A 19,032-nucleotide genomic window follows, 5' to 3' on the forward strand; every position below is an offset into this window, starting at 1 on the left:
TAGCGGCGACCCCCGACAGTGACGGGTGGACCCCTCTACCAGGAGGACACGCGGTAGTTCTTCAGGAACACTCCGTGCAGGTCCTCGCCGGCCTCCCCGGCGACGATCGGGTGGTAGACCCGGGCGGCGCCGTCGGCGAGGTCGAGCGGGGCGTGGAACCCCTCCTCGGCCAGGCGCAGCTTCATCGGGTGCGGACGCTCGTCGGTGATCCAGCCGGTGTCCACCGCGGTCATCAGGATCCGGTCGGTCGCGAACATCTCGCCCGCGCTGGTGCGGGTCAGCATGTTCAGCGCGGCCTTCGCCATGTTCGTGTGCGGGTGCCCGGGCCCCTTGTAGCCGCGTCCGAACACGCCCTCCATCGCCGAGACGTTCACGACGTACTTGTTGCGGGCGCTCGACGCCGCCATCGCCGGGCGCAGCCGCGAGACCAGCACGAACGGCGCCGTCTGGTTGCACAGCTGCACCTCGAGCAGCTCGAGCGGGTCCACGTGCTGGACGTGGTCGACCCAGCTGTTGACCGCCGCGGTGTCGGGCAGCAGCCCGCCCGCGTCCACCGCGGTGCCGGCGGCCATCCGCTCCGGCGACGCCGAACGGGCCGTCGTCGCCAGCGCGGCCAGGTCGCGCCCGCCCGGGACCGCGCCGGCCAGCAGGAGCGGGTGCTCGCGCGAGGCACTGGTGAACGACACGATCTCCGGCAGCTCGCCCGCTGGCAGCTCCTCGTGCTCGGCGGCCTCCAGCGCGGAGTACGAGCCGGGGGAGCGGCGCACCGTCTGCGCGGCGTTGTTGACCAGGATGTCCAGCGGCCCCGCGGCGGCGACCTCGTCGGCGACGGCGACGACCTGGCCCGGGTCACGCAGATCCACCCCGATCACCCGCAGCCGGTGCAGCCACTGCGCCGAGTCGGGCAGCGCGGCGAAGCGGCGGGCGGCGTCGCGCGGGAAACGGGTGGTGATGGTGAGGTGCGCGCCGTCGCGCAGCAGCCGCAGCGCGATGTACATCCCGATCTTGGCGCGGCCGCCGGTGAGCAGCGCGCGGCGCCCGGACAGGTCGGTACGGGCGTCGCGGTGGGCACGGTGCGCGGCGGCGCAGTCCTGGCACAGCTGGTGGTAGAAGGCGTCGACGACGGTGTAGCGCGTCTTGCACACGTAGCAGCCGCGGGCGCGGTGCAGCGTCCCCGCGGTCGCGCCGGGGGTGGTCGACACCAGCGGGATGCCGGCGGTCTCGTCGTCGATGCGCCCGGCCGCGCCGGTCGCGGTGGCGGCGGTGACGGCCTCGTCGGAGGACTTCTCGGCCTGCCGCTTCTCGGCGCGGCGCCGCAGCCGCACCGACTTCCAGATCCCCGCGGTCGCCCGCCGGACGACCACGGCGTCGGGGTGTTCAGGTGGCAGCTCGTCGACCCGGGCCAGTACCTTCAGCGCGGTCGCGAGCTCGTCCGGGTCGATGCCGGGGCTGGACACCGGGACACTCCTGGGATCGGTGGTCGGGGGACGGGCGTCGATCCTAGTTCCCCCGATTCCGGCTCAGGACGCCAGCGGCTGCGCGAGCCCGACCTCCTCGGCCATCTCGGTGAGGACGGCGATGTTCAGCTCGAAGGCGTGCACCGCCTCGGCGAGCAGCCGGGCCCGCTGCGCCGGGGTCCAGGCCGCGTCGTCGAGCAGGGCGCGGTACCGGGTCCGGAACGCCGACGGGCTGCCGAGGGCCCTGAAGTCGTAGAACAGCCGCCCGGGGCCCTCGATGCCGTAGGTGCGCTGCAGGACCTTCCCGACGACCTGGCCGCCGGCCAGGTCACCCAGGTAGCGGGTGTAGTGGTGGGCCACGAACAGCGCCGGGTCCGAAGCGGCCTCGCGCAGCCGCGCCACGTAGGCCGCCGTGGAGGGCAGGACCCGCGGGACGCCGCCGCCGAGGGCGTCGAGGTCGGCGTGCAGGGCGGGCACCCGGCGCAGCTCGTCGATCACGAACGGGGCCGCGACCGGGTCGGCGGCCAGGGCGTCCCCGGCCTCCTCCAGCGCGGTGTAGATCGCGACGTACTGCTCGGCGAGCAGGGTGTAGGCGTCCAACGGGAGATCACCGTCGAACAGCGCCCCGAAGTAGCTGCACCGGTGGGCCCGCTCGTGCACCGCCCAGGTGGCCTGGCGGAGATCGGCGGACAGCGTGCCCGTGATGGGGGTCGTGGCGTCCATCGGCCCTCCCGTGACGTGACGTCTGGTGCGACGGCACGGCGCCGGATCTGACACCGTGTCAGATCACGATGCTAAGCGCTGGATGCGGGTAAGGCTAGCCTCAGTCGCGGACAATCGTCGAGACCGCTCGCAGCACGGCGGCGACCGCGGTCTCCACCGTCGCGTCCAGCGCGTCCGGCTCGACCTCGACGATCCGACGGCTCGACAGCGCGGCCGAGACCACGGCGGCGAGCACGTGCGGGTCGTCGTCGACCATCGAGCCGTCGGCGGCGCCGGCCCGGAGGACGGCCACCAGCCGGTCGGAGATCGGGTCGGCGTGCGCGGCGATCCGCCGGTAGGCGGCCGGGTCGAGGGCACCGGCCAGCGCCTGGCCGGGCGGGAGGTGGAACTCGGCGAGGCGGCGCAGCTGCAGCCGGGCGAAGGCGGCGAGCCGTTCGCGGGGGTCCGCGGCCTCGGCGAGCGCGGCGTCGAGCTCGGCGACGTAGCGCTCCGCCTCGTGCTCGACGAACGCGACGAGCAGGGCCTGGCGGTCGGGGAAGTGGTTGTAGAGCGCCGTGCGCCCCACGCCGGCGGCCGCGGCGACCCCGGACAGGGTCACCGTGTCGAAGCCACGTTCGTAGAGCTGCCCGCGCAGGGCGTCGAACACCCGCTCGCGCACCTGCTCGCGGTGCGTCGCCAGCGAGCCCAGGACCTTCGGCACGCGGGCCAGTGTAGGCCCGCGTGCCGGTCGGCCCGGAACCTCAGAGCTGCGCGAGCACCGACTCGACGCCGGAGATCTCGACGGTCGGCGGGACCGGCTCGACGCCGATCCAGCGCACGACGCCGTCGGTGATGATCGCGGCGTAGCGCTGCGACCGGGTACCGAGGCCGAACTTCGACCCGTCCATGTCCAGACCGGCGGCCTTGGCGAAGTCGCCGTTGCCGTCGGCGAGCATGAGCACCGCGTCGCCGGCGCCGCGGGACTCGGCCCAGGCCTCCAGGACGAACGCGTCGTTGACCGAGGTGCAGGCCACGGTGTCGACGCCCTTGGCCTTGAGCTCGTCGCGGCGCAGGACGTAGCCGGGCAGGTGGGTGTCGGAGCAGGCCGGGGTGAACGCGCCGGGCACACCGAACAGCACGACCGTGCCGGTGCCGAGCACCGAGGCGCTCTGCACGGGCTTCGGGCCCTCGGCGGACGGGGTCATCAGGGTGACGTCGGGGATCTGGTCACCGGCGGCGAGAGCCACGGGTTCCTCCTGGTGCTGCGGGGTGGAGCGGTCGGGACCGACCCTAGTCCGCCACCGCCCCGCCCGGCCCCGCGCCGTCGTCACACCGCGTCCTGTCGCCGGGCACCGCCGCCGGCGCCGCACGGGTTCCGCGCCGTGCGGACACCGTGCGGCGCGGAACCCGCGCGGCCGTCAGTGGCAGCTCGTGGGCGCCGGCGGGACGTCGAGGGTGGGGTTGCGGTCGAAGAACCCGGCGGGCTTCAGGACGAAGCCGGTGTAGTCGACCGGCATGACCGGCCAGTCCTCCGGCCGCGGGAAGTGGGTCAGCCCGAAGGTGTGCCACAGCACGACGTCCTGGCCGTCGAGGTCACGGTCCGCGGCCACCCAGGAGGGCAGTCCGTCCCCACCCGGGTTCTGGTTGACGAAGTCACCGGCCGGGTAGCGCTGCGCCGGGTCGTAGCGGGTCACCCACAGCGCCTTCGAGGCGAACGTCGCCCGCGCGTGGATCGACGACGCCGGGTCCGCCAGCAGGGTGGGCTGCCCGTGCGGGTGCAGGACGTAGCCGACCGGCCTACCCAGGGCGTTGGTCCTCTCGGTGTTCACCACGTGCCAGACCCGCCCGGACCCCGGGTCGGCGTCCCGCTGGGCCTGCGACTCGCGGGTCAGCCGGGTCGCCGAGCGGGCGAACGCGTTGCCGTGGGCGTTGCCCTCGCCCATCGGCACGCGGACCGCCTCGACCTCCTCGACGGCGTTGGCCGTGCCGTCGACGGTCATGTCCAGCCGCGCGGAGAACAGGTGCTGGTGGAACGGAGCACCCAGGCCGGGCGCGACCTCGGTGGCGTACTCGCCGGGCGTGCCGGAGGTGAACACGATGCCGGTCGCCTTGCACTCCAGCTCGATGGTGCCGTCGAGGTAGAGGTACCAGTAGAAGCCGTAGTCGTAGTTGCCGATCGGGGTGAAGAACGAGATCACCAGGCGGCGCTGGCGGCGCACCTCACGGGCGCCGGTGAAGATGTCGGTGTGCTTCCAGAGGACGCCGTGGTCCTCCTCGTGCATGCAGATGGCGTTGCTGATCGTGCGCGGGTTGCCCAGGTCGTCGGCGACCACCGCGTCGAGGTAGTGGATGTCGCCGAGGCAGTCGCAGCCCAGCTGCAGGGAGTCGGCGTAGCGGGCGAACATGTACTCGCCGCAGTCGAAGTAGTTCTGCCAGAACCGCACCGGCGCCGGGTCGGCGTAGGGCACGACCATCTCCGCGACCGAGGCGCGATAGCAGATCGGGCGCTCGTCGAAGGCGATCTGGTGCAGGGTCAGGCCCTCGCGCTCGTTGAACCCGACGCGCAGGTCCCACTTGCCCCAGCGGACCCGGCCGTCGGTGACGGTGAACGAGCGCCCCTCGGGCTGGGTGATCTCGATCGGCTTGAGCGAGGCCATGTGCTCGCCCTGCACGGCCGGGTCGTCGAAGTTCCCGCTGGTCGCGGGCACCGGCACGACACCGGTGTCGATCACCCGGTCGACCGTGCGGGCGGTGAGGTCGACGTAGGCGACGAGCCCGTCCACGGGATGTGCCCAGGCGTGGTCGGCCTCGTGGTCCTGGCGGAACCCGAAGGCGCGGGCGAGGCGGCGGCCCTTCTCCCCGGGGATGTCGTAGACGCCGGCCGACAGCGGTACGGCGCGCACCGAGGCGGGCTCCAGCCCGCGCTTCTCCAGCGCGGCGAGCCAGTCCGGCGAGGCGTTCAGGACGTCCTCGATGAACTCGAACTCCGAGTCGATGATCGGCGGTTGCCCCTCCCGCTCGGGCTCCAGCTCGCGGCAGGAGACCAGCTCGCGACGGGTGGCCGAGACGACCGTGTCGTGGGAGCGGCCGGTGCCCAGGTCCAGCAGCACCGCGCGGAAGCTGCGCTCGGCGTCGGCGCCGTCGGGGTGGGCGAGGACCTCGGACTTGGGCGGCTCCTCGGGGGCGAAGAACGCGAAGCGGACGTGCTCGGTGAGCAGCCCGGCCGCGGCGAGGACCTCGCGGACGACGGTGACCTCGGCCTCCGTGGTCGGGGCCAGCGGGTGGCTCGCGGTGGTGCGCGGCTCCTGGACGGCGGTCATCGGGTCTCCTCCTGGAGGTCGGTTCCGGCGGTGTCGTGCCCGGTGACGGTTCCGGGCGCGTCGGGCGAGGGCAAGGTCTCGGGGCGGGCACCCGTGAATCGGGTCAGGACCGTTCCGAGCACGAACGCGGCGACCAGGACCCCGCCGATGGCGAGGGCCAGCGCGGGGGAGCCGCCGATGAGCGTCGGGAAGTTCGCGACGGTCAGCCACAGGCAGACCAGCAGACCGGCCAGCCCCAGCGCCGGGGCCAGGGCGGTGTGCCAGAACCGGGTGTCGACGCGCGAGCGGCGGAAGAACACCAGCACCGCAGCGCAGGTCAGCGCCATCAGCGCGAGCACCCCGAGGGTCGCGGTCCCGGCCATCCAGGCGAACACCTGGGTCACCGGGTCCATCCCGGTCACCGCGAACACCGCGATCAGCGCCAGCGCGGTGCCCGACTGGGCCGCCGACGCGGCGTGCGGCGAGGCATGCCGGGCGTGGCTGCGGCCCAGCGCGGGGGGCATCGAGCCGGCGTTGCCGAGGGCGAACAGGTAGCGCGAGAGCACGTTGTGGAACGACAGCAGCGCCGCGAACAGGCTCGTGACCAGCAGGACCTGGGCCAGGTCGCCGCCGACCGGGCCGAGCACCGCGGTGATCGTCGCGACGATCATGTTCCCGGGGTCCTCGGTCGCGCGGGCCACGGCGCCGTCGTCGCCCCAGGCGGAGACGACGGCCCACGACGACAGCGTGTAGAACGCGCCGATCAGCACGAGAGCCAGGTAGGTCGCGCGGGGGATGGTGCGCTCGGGGTCGCGGGCCTCGTCACGGAACACCGCGGTGGCCTCGAACCCGATGAACGAGGCGATCGCGAACATGATCGCGATGCCGAGCGAGCCGGACAGGAACTGCGACGGCACGAACAGCGCCGTCGAGCGGCCGGAGCCGAGCCCGCCGGTCGCGGCGACGACGGCGTCGAACACCAGCACGATCGCGACCTCGGCGACCAGCAGCGTGCCCAGGACCCTGCCGGACAGCTCGATGTGGCGGTAGCCGAGCACCCCGGCGACGACGAGCGCCGCGGCCGCGTAGAGGTACCAGGGCAGTGCGGGCCCGCCGTGGTGCTGCACCAGCGCGTCGACGGTCGCGCCCAGGTAGCCGTAGACCGCGGCCTGCACCGCGGTGTAGGTGACCAGCGCGAGGAAGGCCGAGCCCAGGCCCGGCGCGGCACCGAGCCCGCGGGCGACGTAGGCGTAGAACGCGCCGGCACCCGGCACGTGCCGCGACATCGCGCAGAAGCCCACCGCGAACAGCAGCAGCACCACCGCGCACAGCACGAAGGTCATCGGGAACGCGGCACCGTTGCCCGCGGCCAGCCCCAGCGGCACCGTCCCGGCGACGACGGTCAGCGGCGCGGCCGCGGCGACCACCATGAACACGATCGACCCGGCGCCCAGCGTCCCGCGCAGACGGTGCCGGTCCGCGGGCTCCGGGGCCGGCGACGGTGGTGACGGGCGGGGCGCGGGTGCGCTCACGGTTCCTCCTGGCGGTCGAGGCGGACGTCGGGTGCCGGGACGGTGGCCGGTGCCGCGGACCGTGCACAACGCCGGATCCCGTGTGGTGCGAATCACCGGCTGTGGTGTTCCCGCACTGCGGGAACGGCGCCGGAGTTTTTCTCGTTCGACCCGTCGTCGCTGGTCATGGCGTCGACATGGGGAGCTAGTGTCCGCGGGCGAGGATCACCGGTGAGGGCGGGGAGGGGCGTCGTGACGTCGTTGCGCGACCGGTCACCGGTGCACGGCCTGGCCCGGCGACGACTGGGCCCGGCCGACGTCGCGGCCCAGTCGATCGCCGGATCGGCACCCTCGGCGGCGATGGCGGCCACCCCGGTGATCGTCGCGGGCATGGCCGGGGCGGGCACGGTGTGGTCGTTCGTCGTCGCCGGTGTGCTCGCGCTGCTCGTCGCCGCCTCGGTCGCCCGGTTCACCCGCCGGATGGCGGCACCCGGGGGGATCTACACGCTGACCGCGCAGGGCCTCGGCGCCGGACCGGCGTTCGCGGCCGGGATCGCGACGCTGGCCGGGTACCTGCTGCTGTGCGGCGCGGCGATCGCGGGTGCCGTGGCCTACCTCGGGCCGCTGTGCGGGCCGTGGGCGACCGGGCCGCTCGCGTCGGCACTGCTCGCCGTCGCGGTCGGCGCGGTGGTGACCGCGCTGGTCGTGCGCGGGGTCCGCCCCGCGGCCCGGGTGGTGCTGCTGGTGGAGGCGGTCGCGGTCGCGGTGCTGGTCGGGGTGTTCGTGGTGCTGCTCGTCGGCGGCCCGCTGCCCGGCCCCGGCGCGCCCGTCCCGCCCGCGGGCCCGGGAGCGGTCGCCGCGGGCGTGGTGCCCGCGCTCGCGGCGTTCATCGGGTTCGAGGTGGCGACCTCGCTCGGGGGCGAGGCCCGGCGCCCGTTCCGGTCGGTGCCGCGCGCGGTCACGGCGACCGCGGCGGTGACCGCGGTGCTCTACGTCTTCGCGGCCGCGGTGCAGGTCGCCGGGTTCGCCGCCGTCCCGGGCGGGCTCGCCGGGCAGACCCAGCCGGTGCAGGTCCTCGCCGTCGCCCGCGGCTGGTCCTGGATCCCCCCGCTGCTCGACGCCGCGCTCGTCCTGTCCTTCCTCGCCTGCGCGGTCGCGACGACCACCGCGCTGTCGCGGGTGCTGTTCGCCCTGGCCCGCGACGGCGTCGTGCCCCGCCCGCTGGGGCGTACCCACCGCCGGTTCCGGACCCCGCACGTCGCCGTCGGGCTCGGGGCGCCCGCGGCGACGCTCGCGGTCGCCGTCCCGGTCGCGCTGGGCGTCCCCGTCGGGACGGTGCTCGCCGCGCTGCTCGGCGTCGCGACGGTCGGGTTCCTCGTCGGCTACGTGCTGGTCTGCCTGGCCGCGCCGGCGTTCCTGCGCCGCATCGGCGAGCTGACCCCGGCCGCGGTCGCGACCGCGGTGGTGGCCGTCCCGTCGCTGGTCGCGGCCCTGGTCGCGTTCGTCGTCGCCGCCCCGGCCACCGGGATCGCGCTCGCCGCGGCGCTCGGGGCCGGTGCGGTGTGGGCCGTCGTGCTGCGCCGCCGCGGGCGGCTGCACGGCCTGGGCGTCTACGACGAGACCGTCGCCTCCGACGTCTGGGGGCGGGCCCGGTGACGGTGGACCCGGCGCCGATCAGCGGACGCCAGCCACGGGCCGTGCGGACCGCGCTCGCGGTGCTCGAGGAGGTCGTCGCGGCCGGACCCGGGGTCACCGCCAAGGAGATCTCGGCGGCGCTGCGGCTGCCCCCGGCGACCACCTACCGGGTGCTGAACCTGCTCGTCGGCGAGGAGTACCTGGTCCGGCTGCCCGACCTGCGCGGCTTCGCGCTCGGGCGCCGTGCCGCGCGGCTGTCCCCGGTCGCGGTCCCGCGGCTGCCGACCGCCGCGCGCACCGTCGTCGACCACCTGCGCGGCCGCGTCCGGTGGGGCGTGCACCTGGCGATCTTCGACGGCGCCCGGCTGCAGGTCCTCGACCCGGACCCGGACCACCCGCCCAGCGACGCCGACCTGCTCGCCCGGCTGCCCCAGGCCTCCGCGCTGGGCAGGCTGCTGCTCGCCGAGCAGCCCGACTGGCGGGCCCTGGTCCGCGACCTGCGACCGGTCACCGACCGCACCGTCACCGACCCGGACGCGCTCGACGCCGTCCTCGACGCCGTCCGCCGCGACGGCCTGGCCACCCAGACCGGTCAGCTGCGCCCGGACCGCGGGTGCCTGGCCGTACCGGTCCGTTCGCCCGCCGACGGGGCGCTCGTCGCGGGTCTCGCGCTGTCCGGCCCGGCGACCCGGGTCGCCGACCCGGACCCCGAGCTGGTCACCCTGCTGCGCGAGCACGCCACGACACTGGGGCCGCTGCTCGGCTGAGCCATGGCGCCGGTCACCCCGGCGCGGTCACTGCTCCAGCTCGGCCAGGTCCTTGCGGGCCTGCTCCAGCTCGGCCTCCAGCTCCGCCACCCGCGCGGCCTTCGCCGACCGGGCGCCCTCGATGAGCTCGTCGACCGGGCCGGACAGGTCGGCGTGCAGCGCCGCAGCCGCCGCGGACACCGCCGACGCCGTCACCGGCAGGCCGCGGGCCACCCACGTGGTGCCCTGCTTCAGCTCGGCCTGCCAGTCGCCGTCGGCGGAACCGCTGACGGTCAGGGTCATGGTCACGACCCGGGTGGTGCGGGCCGTCGAGCCCGGTGGCCTGCCCCGCCTCCGCTTCGGCGGCTCGGGCGCCGGGGTGCTCGCGGTGTCCGCGGGCGGGGTCTCCCCGCCGGTCGTCAGCTCGTCGTCCACGTGCGTCCTCGTCCCTCTCCACTCGGCTGCACGGCCAGGTACAAGGGTGATTCACGAACGCCCGTTCGCCGGTAGCGACCCGCCCGGTTGGTCCGTGTGGGTGTCGACGTCCGGTGCCCGCTCACGGTCCGGGGCGGTGGCGGTCACCCACAGGAGGATCTGCGTCCGGGTGGCCCGGCTGCCAGCATCGCGGGCATGCGCATCGACCACCTCGACCACCTCGTGCTGACCGTCGCCGACGTCGACGCCACCGTCGCGTTCTACACCCGGGTGCTCGGGATGGAGGCCGTCGAGTTCGGCGGCGGGCGCCGCGCACTCGCCTTCGGCCCCAGCAAGATCAACCTGCACGAGGCGGGGCGGGAGTTCGAGCCGAAGGCCGAGCGGCCCACTCCGGGCAGCGCCGACCTGTGCCTGATCACCCTCGACCCGATCGAGCAGGTCCGGCGCGAGCTGGCCGAGGCCGGCGTGCCCCCCTGCGCGCGGGCCCGCGCCGCGCGGTGCTCGGGGAACAGCCGCTCCGCGACGGCCGAGACCGGGATGGTGAGCAGCCAGGACAGCATCGCCCAGGTCGGGCTCAGCGGGGCGATCACCAGCGACGGCAGGAACGACACCACCGGCGCCAGCCCGTTGACCAGCGTGTGGCGGGCCTCGTCCGGGGTCACGTCGGCGCGGGTCAGGCGGCCGCGGTAGGAGCCGTAGGCCCACATCGCGGCGGAGAACGAGCCGATGACGACCAGGGTGGCCGCATAGAGCACGACGGCCGCGGTGCTGTCGCCGTGCCCGCCGAGCAGCGACGTCGGGAACGGCAGGAACGCGATGCCGAACAGGTAGCCGAGGTTGAGCGTCGTCATCCGGGCGTCGGCGCGGTCGAAGCGGGCGAACAGCTGGTGGTGGACCGTCCAGTACCGCCCGATCACCGCGAAGCTCAGCGCGAAGGTGAGCATCCGCGGCAGCAGCTCCACCAGCTGCGGGGCGACCGGGCCCGGGCCGAACTCGGCGTCGGTCAGCGGCAGCACCAGCAGCGTGATCGCGATGGCGAACACCCCGTCGCTGAAGAACGTGATCCGTTCCAGCCCGACCTCGACCCGCCGCCGCATCCCTGTCCTTTCCCCGCGCAACGGTGCTCATCGTGCCCTACCGGCCACCACGGACCTAGGCTGGTCCGTCGTGACGTCCCCGCTCGTGCGCACCGTCCGCTTCCACGCCACGGGCGGCCCGGAGGTGCTGCGGATCGAGCGGCTGCCGCTGCGCGCCCCGGGCCCGGGGGAGGTGCGGATCCGGGTGCACTCGGTCGGGCTCAACCGCTCCGAGGTCAACTTCCGCCGCGGCACCTACCTCGACGCCCCGGTGCTCCCCGCGGGCCTGGGCAGCGAGTGCTCGGGCACCGTGCTCGGGACCGGTCCGGGGGTGACGGGCTGGGCGCCCGGCGACGAGGTGTGCGTGATCCCGGCGTCGTCGCAGAACGAGCACCCGGTCTACGCCGACGAGGCCGTCGTACCGGTCCGGTCGCTGCTGGCCCGCCCGCCCGGTCTCGACGACGACGGCGCCGCCGCGCTGTGGATGCCGCTGCTGACCGTGTGGGGCATGACCCGCCACGCCGTCCGGCTGCGGGAGGGGGACCGGCTCGTCGTCACGGCCGCGGCGAACAGCATCGGGGCCGCGGCGCTGCAGGTCGCGCGGCACCTCGGGGTGCACGCCGTCGCCGTCGTGCCCGACGACCGGCACGCCACGGTCCTGCGCTCCGCCGGGGCCGCCGAGGTGCTGACCGGCACGCCCGACGCCGAGACGCTGCGGTCCGCGCTCGGCGGCGGCGCCGACCTGGTCCTCGACGCCGAGGGCGGGCCCGGCGTCGCCCGGCTGGTGCGGGCCTGCGCTCCGGGCGGCGCGGTGATCGTCCACGGCGGACTGTCCGGGGAGCCGACACCGCTGCCCGCGGCCGGGTACGCGCCGGTGTGGCTGCGCCGCTTCCATGTCCGTGAGGTCACCGGCGACGCGGCGGTGCTGGCCCGTGCCGAGGCGTTCGCCCGCGCCGGGCTCGCCGCGGGCACGCTCACCCCGCTGGTGGAGCGGGTCTTCGACCTGGACGACGGCGTCGCGGCCGTCGCCGCCGCACACGCGCACCTGGAGTCACCGGACCGGGCCCCGGGCAAGCCGGTGCTGCGGACCGGTCAGCGGAACAGATAGGCGCCCAGCAGGGCGTTCCCGACGCCGGCGACCAGGCCGAGCGCGCCGAGCGCGATCGCGACGACGGCGGTGCGCCCCGCGCCGCGGCGGCGGGCCGTGACACCCATCCACATCGCGACCGCGCCACCGGCCCAGCCGAGCACGGCCAGGAGCAGGGCGCCGATCGCGGCGAGTGCGCCCAGGAACGCGGCCTGCCGGGCGAGGCGGTCGGCCTCGGCGGCGGTGTGCGGCACGGGGCCTCCTCGACGTCGGGGTCCCGACCGTAGCGGGACATGGGCACGATCACGGTCGTTCGCATTGCTCATGACATACGTTGCGTGATGCAATGTTCGACAGGTCCGATACGTCCATGATCTCTCCGGGGTCCGTTCCCGGGGAAAGGCGATGACATGTCCCGAACATCCGGTGCTGCGCACGCCCCCAGCCCGTTCCGCCAGCCCAAGGCCGTCTGGGCGGTGGCCTTCGCCTGCGTCATCTCGTTCATGGGCATCGGGCTGGTCGACCCGATCCTGCCGTCGCTGTCCGGGCAGCTGCACGCCACGCACGCCGAGGTCGAGCTGCTGTTCACCAGCTACCTCGTCGTGACCGCGATCGCGATGCTGGTGACCGGCTGGGTGTCGTCCCGGATCGGCGCGAAGAGGACCCTCATCATCGGCCTCGCGCTGATCGTGGTGTTCGCGGCGCTGGCCGGGGCGTCGTCGGGGATCTGGGGCATCGTCGGCTTCCGGGCCGGCTGGGGCCTGGGCAACGCGCTGTTCATCGCGACCTCGCTCGCGGTGATCGTCGGCTCGGCCTCGGGCGGCTTCGCCGGTGCGATCGTGCTCTACGAGACCGCGCTCGGCGTGGGCATCGCCACCGGTCCGCTGCTCGGCGGGCTGCTCGGCACCGTCTCCTGGCGGGGCCCGTTCTTCGGCGTCTCGGTGCTGATGCTGATCGCGCTCGTCGCGACCGTCGTGCTGCTGGAACCGACGCCGGTCCCGACCCACAAGGCGCGGCTCTCCGAACCACTGGCCGCCCTGCGCCACCGCGCGCTCGCCACCACCAGCGGGGTCGGGCTGCTCTACAACTGGGGCTTCTTCACGCTGCTCGGCTACGCGCCGTTCCTGATGGGCGGGCTCGACCCGATCGCGCTCGGCGGGGTGTTCTTCGGCTGGGGTGTGCTCGTCGCGGTCTTCGCCGTGTTCGGTGCGCCCTGGCTCAAGGAGCGGTTCGGCACCGCGCGCACCCTCTACGGCGCGCTCGTCGGCATCGCGGTGCTGCTCGCGGCCATCGGGCTGTTCGACGACGTGCCCGCCGTGGTGATCGTCGCGGTGGTCCTGTCCGGCATCGTGGTCGGCGTCAACAACACCCTGGTGACGACGGCGGTCATGTCGATCTCGCCGGTGCCCCGCCCGACCGCGTCGGCCACCTACGGGTTCGTCCGCTTCATCGGCGGCGGGCTGGCCCCGTTCGCGGCGGGCCTGATGGCGGCGGCCGTCGGGGCGTCGGTGCCGTTCCTGATCGCCGCGGTCGTCGTGCTGGCGGGGGCGGTGCTGCTGTCGACGATCCGCCGCGACCTGGACGCCGCCGACGCCGAGGCCGAGCAGCCCGGTCCGTCGCACGAGCGCGCCGACGCCGAGGGGGCCGTCCGGGAGGTGCCCGGGCTGCCGACCGAGGCCGTGATCGCCGAGGACGCGCTGCAGCACGACCGGCGCTGAGTCCCCTCCGCCCCGAGCGGGCCCCCGTGGGGACGGGGCCCGCTCCGTGTCGTGCCGCCCGGGCCGGCGGCGTGGTCAGCCGGTGACGAGGGCGGCGAAGCGGTCCAGGTCGACGTTGCCGCCGGAGATCGTGACGCCGATCCGCGTCCCGGCCCACCGCTGCGGGTCCGCGGCGACGGCGGCCCGCACGCCCGCGAAGGCCAGCGCCCCGGTCGGCTCGACGAGCACCTTGTAGCGCGCCGCGAACAGCGCCATCGACTCGACCAGGGCGGTGTCGGGCACGGTCACGATGTCGGTGACGAGCCGCGCGATCACCGGGAACGTGTGGTCGCCGAGGTGGGTGGTGGCGGCGCCGTCGGCGAGCGTGCGGGGCTGCGGGATGCGCACGACGTGCCCGGCGCGCAGGGACTGCAGGCCGTCGTCGCCGGCCTCGGGCTCGACGCCGTACACCTGGGCGTCGGGGGACAGGGCCTGCGTCGCGAGCAGTGATCCGGAGAGCAGCCCGCCCCCGCCGAGGCAGACGAACAGCGCGTCGAGCGGGCCGTGGTCCTCCAGCAGCTCCAGCATCGCGGTGCCCTGCCCGGCGATGACGTGCGGGTGGTCGTAGGGCGGGACGAGGGTGAGCCCACGCTCCTCCGACAGCGCGGTCGCGATGGCCGCGCGGTCCTCGGCGTAGCGGTCGTAGCCGACGACCTCGGCGCCGTAGCCGCGGGTGGCGGCGAGCTTCGAGGCCGGGGCGTCGTGCGGCATCACGATCGTCGCGGGGACCTCCAGCAGCTGCGCGGCCAGCGCCACGGCCTGGGCGTGGTTGCCCGAGGAGAACGCGACGACCCCCGCCCGCCGCTGTGCCGCAGACAGCCGGGACAGCGTGTGGAACGCCCCGCGGAACTTGAAGCTCCCGGTGCGCTGGAGGTTCTCCGCCTTCACGAACACCTGCGCGCCGAGTTCGGCGTCGGTGAGCCGGGAGGTGAGGACGGGGGTGCGGTGGGCGTGGCCGCGCAGGATCGCTGCCGCGGCACGGACGTCGTCGGGGGTGGGGAGAGCGTTCACCGGACCACCTTCCGCCGCCCGGCGGAGCCGGTTCAAGCCCGTTCGGATCCATTCACGATCGGGTGTAACGACTGACACGTCGGGATCGCTGCTACCTGCGTGGCTCCCCCCACGTTCCCCGGAAGGACACCCCCGATGCGCCTCCGCTCCCTGTCCGCTGCCGTGCTCCTCGCGACCGCGGCGGCCCTCCCGCTCGCCGGTACGGCCTTCGCCCAGGACCGCGACTGCAAGGACTTCGCCGGCCAGGCCGACGCCCAGGCGGCCCTGACCCCGGGCGACCCCGAGAACCTCGACGCGAACGACAACGGCGTGGCCTGCGAGGACCACGACTACGGCAGCGCGGCGTCCCCGGCCACGGTCGAGGCCGCCTCCGACGACTCCACCCAGGTCACCGCGACGCCGATCGGTGGCGTCGAGGCCGGTGGCGGCCCGGCCGACGTGCTGCCGCTGGCGCTCGGTGCCGTCGCCGCCGGTGGCATCGGCGCGGTCGCGGTGCGGCGCGTCGCCGCCGGTCGCCGCGGCTGACCCCGGCACCGTGCCCGGTCCCGTCCTCCCGGTGCCCGGACCCGCCGCACCGTCCGGTGCGCGGGCCGGGCGCGGCCCCGTGGCCGGGGACCGGTCCGGGCGCGGAACGGTGGCCGGGGACCACGCCGGGCGCGGAACGGTGGCCGAGGACCACGCCGGGCGCGGAACGGTGGCCGGGGACCGGGCCGGGACGGTGCGGCGCGGGAGCCCGGACCACGGGCGACGGGCGCGGCGACGGGCCGGTGCGCTGCGCCGGGTGGCGCGGGTGCTGGCGCCGGTCGGAGTCCTCACCGCCGCGCTGCTGCTCGCCGACCCCGCGGGCGCACCCGAGCCCGGGGCGACGGCCGTCGCCTCCGTCCCGGTGCCCGCTCCGGCGCCCGCGCCGGGGGCGTTGCTGCCGCCGGGGCCCGCGCCGCTGGTGCGGTCCGAGCCGGTCCGGCTGCGGGTCGACCGGCTCGGGCTCGACACCGTGCCCCGGCCGATGGGGCTGGCCGCGGACCGGTCGATGGAGGTCCCCGCGGATGCGGGCACGGTCGGTTGGTACACCGGCGCACCGACCCCGGGCGAGATCGGCCCCGCCGTGCTCACCGCTCACGTCGACTGGAAGGGGCTGCCCGGCGCCTTCGCCGACCTGGACACCCTCGAACCCGGCGACGAGATCCGCGTCGACCGCGCCGACGGGACGTCGGTGGTGTTCGCCGTGCACCGGGTCGGGCGCTTCCCGAAGGCGGAGTTCCCGACCGCCGAGGTCTACGGCGATCTCGACCACGCGGGCCTGCGACTGATCACCTGCGGTGGGGTGTTCGACCGGTCGGCCCGCAGCTACGTCGACAACGTCGTGGTGTTCGCCGACCAGGTCCGCTGAGCGGCCCGTCTGCGCCCCACGCCCCACGGAGCGCGGTCCGGACGCGCCCGCGCTCGTCGAGATGCAGCCCAGCGGGCTGTGGAGATCCACAATTCCCGCTGAGCTGCACTCGGCGAACCGTCGGGCCGGGCCGGGCGCTGCGCTCCCTGTCGTGTCCTCGTCGCCGCGATCCGCCGCACCACGAACGCCGAGATGCAGCTCAGCGGGCTGTGGAGATCGACAACTCCCGCTGAGCTGCATATCGGCGACCGGGCCGGCTGGACCCGGTCGTCGGGCGGGGCGCGGGGCTCATCTCCGGCGCCCGGTGCCCCGTCCCGGTGCCGCGGTCCGCGGGTCCTCGGGCCAGGCGTGCTTGGGGTAGCGCCCGCGGAGCTCGGCCCGGACCTGTGGATAGGCGTTGTCCCAGAACGAGTTCAGGTCGGCGGTGACCGCCGTCGGACGTCCGGCGGGGGAGAGCAGGTGCAGCACCACCGGCACCCGCCCGTCGGCGACGGCCGGGGAGCCGGTCCACCCGAACACCTCCTGGACCTTCACCGGCAGGGCCGGGGCCGCGCCGGAGTAGTCCAGCGCGATCCGGGACCCGGTGGGGACGGTGAGCCGCTCCGGGGCCAGCTCGTCGATCCGCCCGGCGAGCCCGCCCACGTACGCGGCGACGTGGCGGCGCAGCGCGGGGCCGGCGTCGACCCGGGCCAGGTCGGAGCGGCGCCGGGCGGTGGCGAGCGGACCGGCCAGCCACCCGGCGGGATCGGCGGCCGAGTCGAGCAGCGCCTCCTCGGACACGTCGGGCCACGGTGTGCCCAGCACCCGGTGCAGGAAGTCCAACCGCTCGCGCAGGGAGACCGCCCCCGCCGTCCAGCGCAGCAGCCCGGTGCCCTCGGCACGCAGCCCGGCGACGAGCGCGTCGCGGACGGCGCCGGGGTCGGGGGAGCGGTCGGGCTTCTCCGACAGCACGATCGCGCCGAGCCGGTCGACGGTGCGGGCGCGGACGTCGCCGTCGCTCCAGACGGCCTCCGAGCCGGTGACCCGCAGCGGCGCGGCGGCCCGCAGCGCGGTCGCGGCGTCGGTGGTCGCGGCGAGGCGGACCCGGCCGTGGGTCTGCCCGGGGCGCCGGTCGGCGACGGCGACGGCCAGCCACTCGGCGTCGCGCAGCGGGCCGGGCGGGACCTCGACGGCGGTGCCACCGGTCATGAGGAACACCCCGGCCGCGGCGTCGCGGCGCCGGGCGAGCCGTTCGGGGTAGGCGAGCCCGGTGACCAGCGCGACGAGCTCGGCGCCCGGAGCCCCCGCGGCGCGCCCGGCCCGTTCGCGCGCAGGGCCCGGGGCCGCGGCGGCCGGGCCGGAGTGCGCCCCGGCTCCCGGCGAGGTGCCCGGCGACACGGTGGCGGTCGGCGAGGCGGCGACCGAGGAGGAGGCGGGCGACGAGGCGCGGGCGCGGCGCAGTGCACCGGTCAGGCGGTCCCGGTCCCCACGCCACCGCCCGGCGCCGGGGGCGTCGCCGGAGCGCAGCCGGGTCAGTGCGGCGGTCAGGTCGTCGGCGGGGCCGGCGAGGGTGTCGTCGTCGAGGACGGCGACGATCCCGGCGACCTCCCGCGGGTCCCCACCGGCGGCGACGCCGTCGAGCAGGGCCCTGGCGAGGCGCGGGTGCAGGCCCAGCGCGGAGATCCGCCGTCCCCGGTCGGTGACCGCGCCTCGCGTGTCGATCGCGCCGAGTGCGGTCAGCACCGTCCGTCCGGCGGCCAGCGGACCGGGCGGCGGGGCGTCCCACCAGCGCAGACCGCTGCCGTCGGGGGTGCCCCAGACGGCGAGGTCCAGCGCGAGCGCGGTGAGGTCGGCGGTGCGGATCTCGGGGTCCGGGGCGTCGGCGAGGACCTCGCCCTCGGGCCAGCAGCGGTAGGCGACGCCGGGCGCCTCCCGGCCGGCGCGGCCCGCGCGCTGGGTCGCGACCGCGCGCGAGACCCGCCGCGTCACGAGGCCGGACAGTCCGCGCCGGTGGTCGGTGTGCGGGACCCGGACCAGCCCGGAGTCGACGACGGCCCGGACACCGGGCACGGTCAGGCTGGACTCGGCGACGGCGGTGGCGAGCACGATCCGGCGCCGAGGCCCGTCGCGCAGCGCCGCGTCCTGCTCCGCGGCAGGCAGCCTGCCGTGCAGCGCGAGGACGTCGGCGTCGGGTCCGAGCTCGCGCAGCGCGGACGCGGTCCGCGCGATCTCCGCGACGCCCGGCAGGAACGCCAGCACGCTGCCGTGCTCGAGCGCCCGCACGCACGTCCGGGCGACGGTGTTCTCGATCCGCTCGCTCCCGCCGCGACCGGCCCGGGCGGGCGGGACGTGGGCGACGGCGACGTCGTAGCTGCGGGCGGCGACCTCCAGCACCGGCGCGGGCCGGTCGTCGTCGCCCAGCAGCACGGCGGGGCGGGCCGCGTCGAGGGTCGCGGAGGTGGCGAGCAGCCGCAGGTCGGGCCGCAGCCCGTCGCGGGCGTCGAGCAGCAGGGTGAGCAGCAGGTCGGCGTCGAGGTGACGCTCGTGCACCTCGTCGAGGACGACGGTGGACACCCCGGCCAGCTCCGGGTCCCCGGCGAGGCGGCGCAGCAGCAGGCCGGAGGTGACGACCTCGACCCGGGTGTCCGGCCCGGTGCGGGCGTCGCCGCGGACGCGGTAGCCGACCGGCCCACCGACCTCGGTCCCCAGCAGCGACGACATCCGGGCCGCGGCGGCGCGGGCGGCGACCCGGCGCGGCTCGGCGACCAGCACCGTGCCCCCGGGTGCCGGGCCGGAGCCGTCGAGCCCGGCCAGGGCGAGCGGGACGAGGGTGGTCTTGCCGGTACCGGGCGGGGCGACGAGCACGGCGCCGCCGCGGTCGTCCAGCGCCGCCCGCAGCTCGTCGAGGACGGCGCGGACCGGCAGGTCGGGGAGTGGGGGCATCACT

Annotated in this window: 17 protein-coding genes and 1 pseudogene; 7 read left to right on the top strand and 11 right to left on the bottom strand. The window is 75.8% G+C overall.

Annotated features, from left to right (window positions below):
- Nucleotides 1–35 precede the first annotated feature (35 nt).
- The 6 genes from DMP15_RS13705 to DMP15_RS13730 form a co-directional block, all read right to left on the bottom strand.
- Nucleotides 36–1,457, bottom strand: a complete 1,422-nt coding sequence (locus DMP15_RS13705) for an SDR family NAD(P)-dependent oxidoreductase (protein ID WP_174565855.1) — start codon at nucleotides 1,455–1,457, stop codon at nucleotides 36–38.
- 63 nt (nucleotides 1,458–1,520) lie between these two features.
- Nucleotides 1,521–2,180, bottom strand: coding sequence for a biliverdin-producing heme oxygenase (locus DMP15_RS13710; RefSeq protein ID WP_073574532.1), 660 nt, complete (start codon nucleotides 2,178–2,180; stop codon nucleotides 1,521–1,523).
- A 100-nt stretch (nucleotides 2,181–2,280) separates the two neighbouring features.
- A complete protein-coding gene (locus DMP15_RS13715) occupies nucleotides 2,281–2,880 on the bottom strand; it encodes a TetR/AcrR family transcriptional regulator (RefSeq protein ID WP_100877479.1) in 600 nt (199 codons plus the stop codon).
- Between the two features lie 40 nt (nucleotides 2,881–2,920).
- Nucleotides 2,921–3,406, bottom strand: a complete 486-nt coding sequence (locus DMP15_RS13720; RefSeq protein ID WP_062395851.1) for a peroxiredoxin — start codon at nucleotides 3,404–3,406, stop codon at nucleotides 2,921–2,923.
- 171 nt (nucleotides 3,407–3,577) lie between these two features.
- Nucleotides 3,578–5,479 carry a primary-amine oxidase gene (locus DMP15_RS13725; protein WP_337825977.1) on the bottom strand — a complete coding sequence of 634 codons (1,902 nt, stop codon included), beginning with the start codon at nucleotides 5,477–5,479 and terminating at the stop codon, nucleotides 3,578–3,580.
- A complete protein-coding gene (locus DMP15_RS13730) occupies nucleotides 5,476–6,990 on the bottom strand; it encodes an APC family permease (protein ID WP_337825978.1) in 1,515 nt (504 codons plus the stop codon). Before DMP15_RS13730 ends, DMP15_RS13725 begins: the two co-directional genes overlap by 4 nt.
- Before the next feature lie 231 nt (nucleotides 6,991–7,221).
- On the opposite strand from DMP15_RS13730, the gene DMP15_RS13735 reads away from it, so the two are divergent.
- Nucleotides 7,222–8,625 carry an APC family permease gene (locus DMP15_RS13735; protein WP_337825979.1) on the top strand — a complete coding sequence of 468 codons (1,404 nt, stop codon included), beginning with the start codon at nucleotides 7,222–7,224 and terminating at the stop codon, nucleotides 8,623–8,625.
- Nucleotides 8,622–9,371 carry an IclR family transcriptional regulator gene (locus DMP15_RS13740; RefSeq protein ID WP_337825980.1) on the top strand — a complete coding sequence of 250 codons (750 nt, stop codon included), beginning with the start codon at nucleotides 8,622–8,624 and terminating at the stop codon, nucleotides 9,369–9,371. Before DMP15_RS13735 ends, DMP15_RS13740 begins: the two co-directional genes overlap by 4 nt.
- Nucleotides 9,372–9,398: 27 nt before the next feature.
- On the opposite strand, the gene DMP15_RS13745 is transcribed toward DMP15_RS13740, so the two are convergent.
- A complete protein-coding gene (locus DMP15_RS13745) occupies nucleotides 9,399–9,785 on the bottom strand; it encodes a DUF6319 family protein (RefSeq protein ID WP_307799818.1) in 387 nt (128 codons plus the stop codon).
- Nucleotides 9,786–9,980: 195 nt separating this feature from the next.
- Here DMP15_RS13745 and DMP15_RS13750 point away from each other — a divergent pair, with 195 nt between their 5' ends.
- Complete coding sequence (locus DMP15_RS13750) at nucleotides 9,981–10,475, top strand: VOC family protein (RefSeq protein WP_304580094.1); 495 nt, start codon at nucleotides 9,981–9,983, stop codon at nucleotides 10,473–10,475.
- Nucleotides 10,476–10,600: 125 nt separating this feature from the next.
- Here DMP15_RS13750 and DMP15_RS13755 read toward each other — a convergent pair.
- Nucleotides 10,601–10,882 (bottom strand): annotated as a pseudogene (locus DMP15_RS13755) (TMEM175 family protein); the annotation flags it as partial.
- A 70-nt stretch (nucleotides 10,883–10,952) separates the two neighbouring features.
- Between DMP15_RS13755 and DMP15_RS13760 the strand changes: the two are divergent.
- Nucleotides 10,953–11,969: an alcohol dehydrogenase catalytic domain-containing protein gene (locus tag DMP15_RS13760; RefSeq protein WP_073574537.1), complete on the top strand. Its 1,017-nt coding sequence runs from the start codon at nucleotides 10,953–10,955 to the stop codon at nucleotides 11,967–11,969.
- On the opposite strand, the gene DMP15_RS13765 is transcribed toward DMP15_RS13760, so the two are convergent.
- Nucleotides 11,954–12,202 (bottom strand): hypothetical protein, encoded by a 249-nt coding sequence (locus DMP15_RS13765; RefSeq protein WP_073574538.1) that lies wholly within the window; start codon nucleotides 12,200–12,202, stop codon nucleotides 11,954–11,956. The two genes, DMP15_RS13760 and DMP15_RS13765, sit on opposite strands and share 16 nt — an antisense overlap.
- A gap of 156 nt (nucleotides 12,203–12,358) precedes the next feature.
- On the opposite strand from DMP15_RS13765, the gene DMP15_RS13770 reads away from it, so the two are divergent.
- The gene (locus DMP15_RS13770) at nucleotides 12,359–13,666 is read left to right on the top strand and encodes an MFS transporter (protein WP_073574539.1); all 1,308 of its coding nucleotides are present in this window, start codon (nucleotides 12,359–12,361) and stop codon (nucleotides 13,664–13,666) included.
- A gap of 75 nt (nucleotides 13,667–13,741) precedes the next feature.
- On the opposite strand, the gene DMP15_RS13775 is transcribed toward DMP15_RS13770, so the two are convergent.
- Nucleotides 13,742–14,716, bottom strand: a complete 975-nt coding sequence (locus DMP15_RS13775; protein ID WP_073574540.1) for a threo-3-hydroxy-L-aspartate ammonia-lyase — start codon at nucleotides 14,714–14,716, stop codon at nucleotides 13,742–13,744.
- Nucleotides 14,717–14,851: 135 nt separating this feature from the next.
- Between DMP15_RS13775 and DMP15_RS13780 the strand changes: the two genes are divergently transcribed.
- Together DMP15_RS13780 and DMP15_RS13785 are read left to right on the top strand one after the other, a co-directional pair.
- Nucleotides 14,852–15,241, top strand: a complete 390-nt coding sequence (locus tag DMP15_RS13780; protein ID WP_073574541.1) for a hypothetical protein — start codon at nucleotides 14,852–14,854, stop codon at nucleotides 15,239–15,241.
- A 31-nt stretch (nucleotides 15,242–15,272) separates the two neighbouring features.
- A complete protein-coding gene (locus tag DMP15_RS13785; RefSeq protein ID WP_337825981.1) occupies nucleotides 15,273–16,106 on the top strand; it encodes a class F sortase in 834 nt (277 codons plus the stop codon).
- Nucleotides 16,107–16,394: 288 nt separating this feature from the next.
- Here the strand turns inward: DMP15_RS13785 and DMP15_RS13790 are convergent, their stop codons facing one another.
- Nucleotides 16,395–19,028, bottom strand: a complete 2,634-nt coding sequence (locus DMP15_RS13790; protein WP_337825982.1) for an ATP-dependent RNA helicase — start codon at nucleotides 19,026–19,028, stop codon at nucleotides 16,395–16,397.
- Nucleotides 19,029–19,032 lie beyond the last annotated feature (4 nt).

Origin of the sequence: Pseudonocardia sp. UM4_GMWB1, assembly GCF_017312155.1 — a bacterium.
Lineage (GTDB): Bacteria > Actinomycetota > Actinomycetes > Mycobacteriales > Pseudonocardiaceae > Pseudonocardia > Pseudonocardia alni.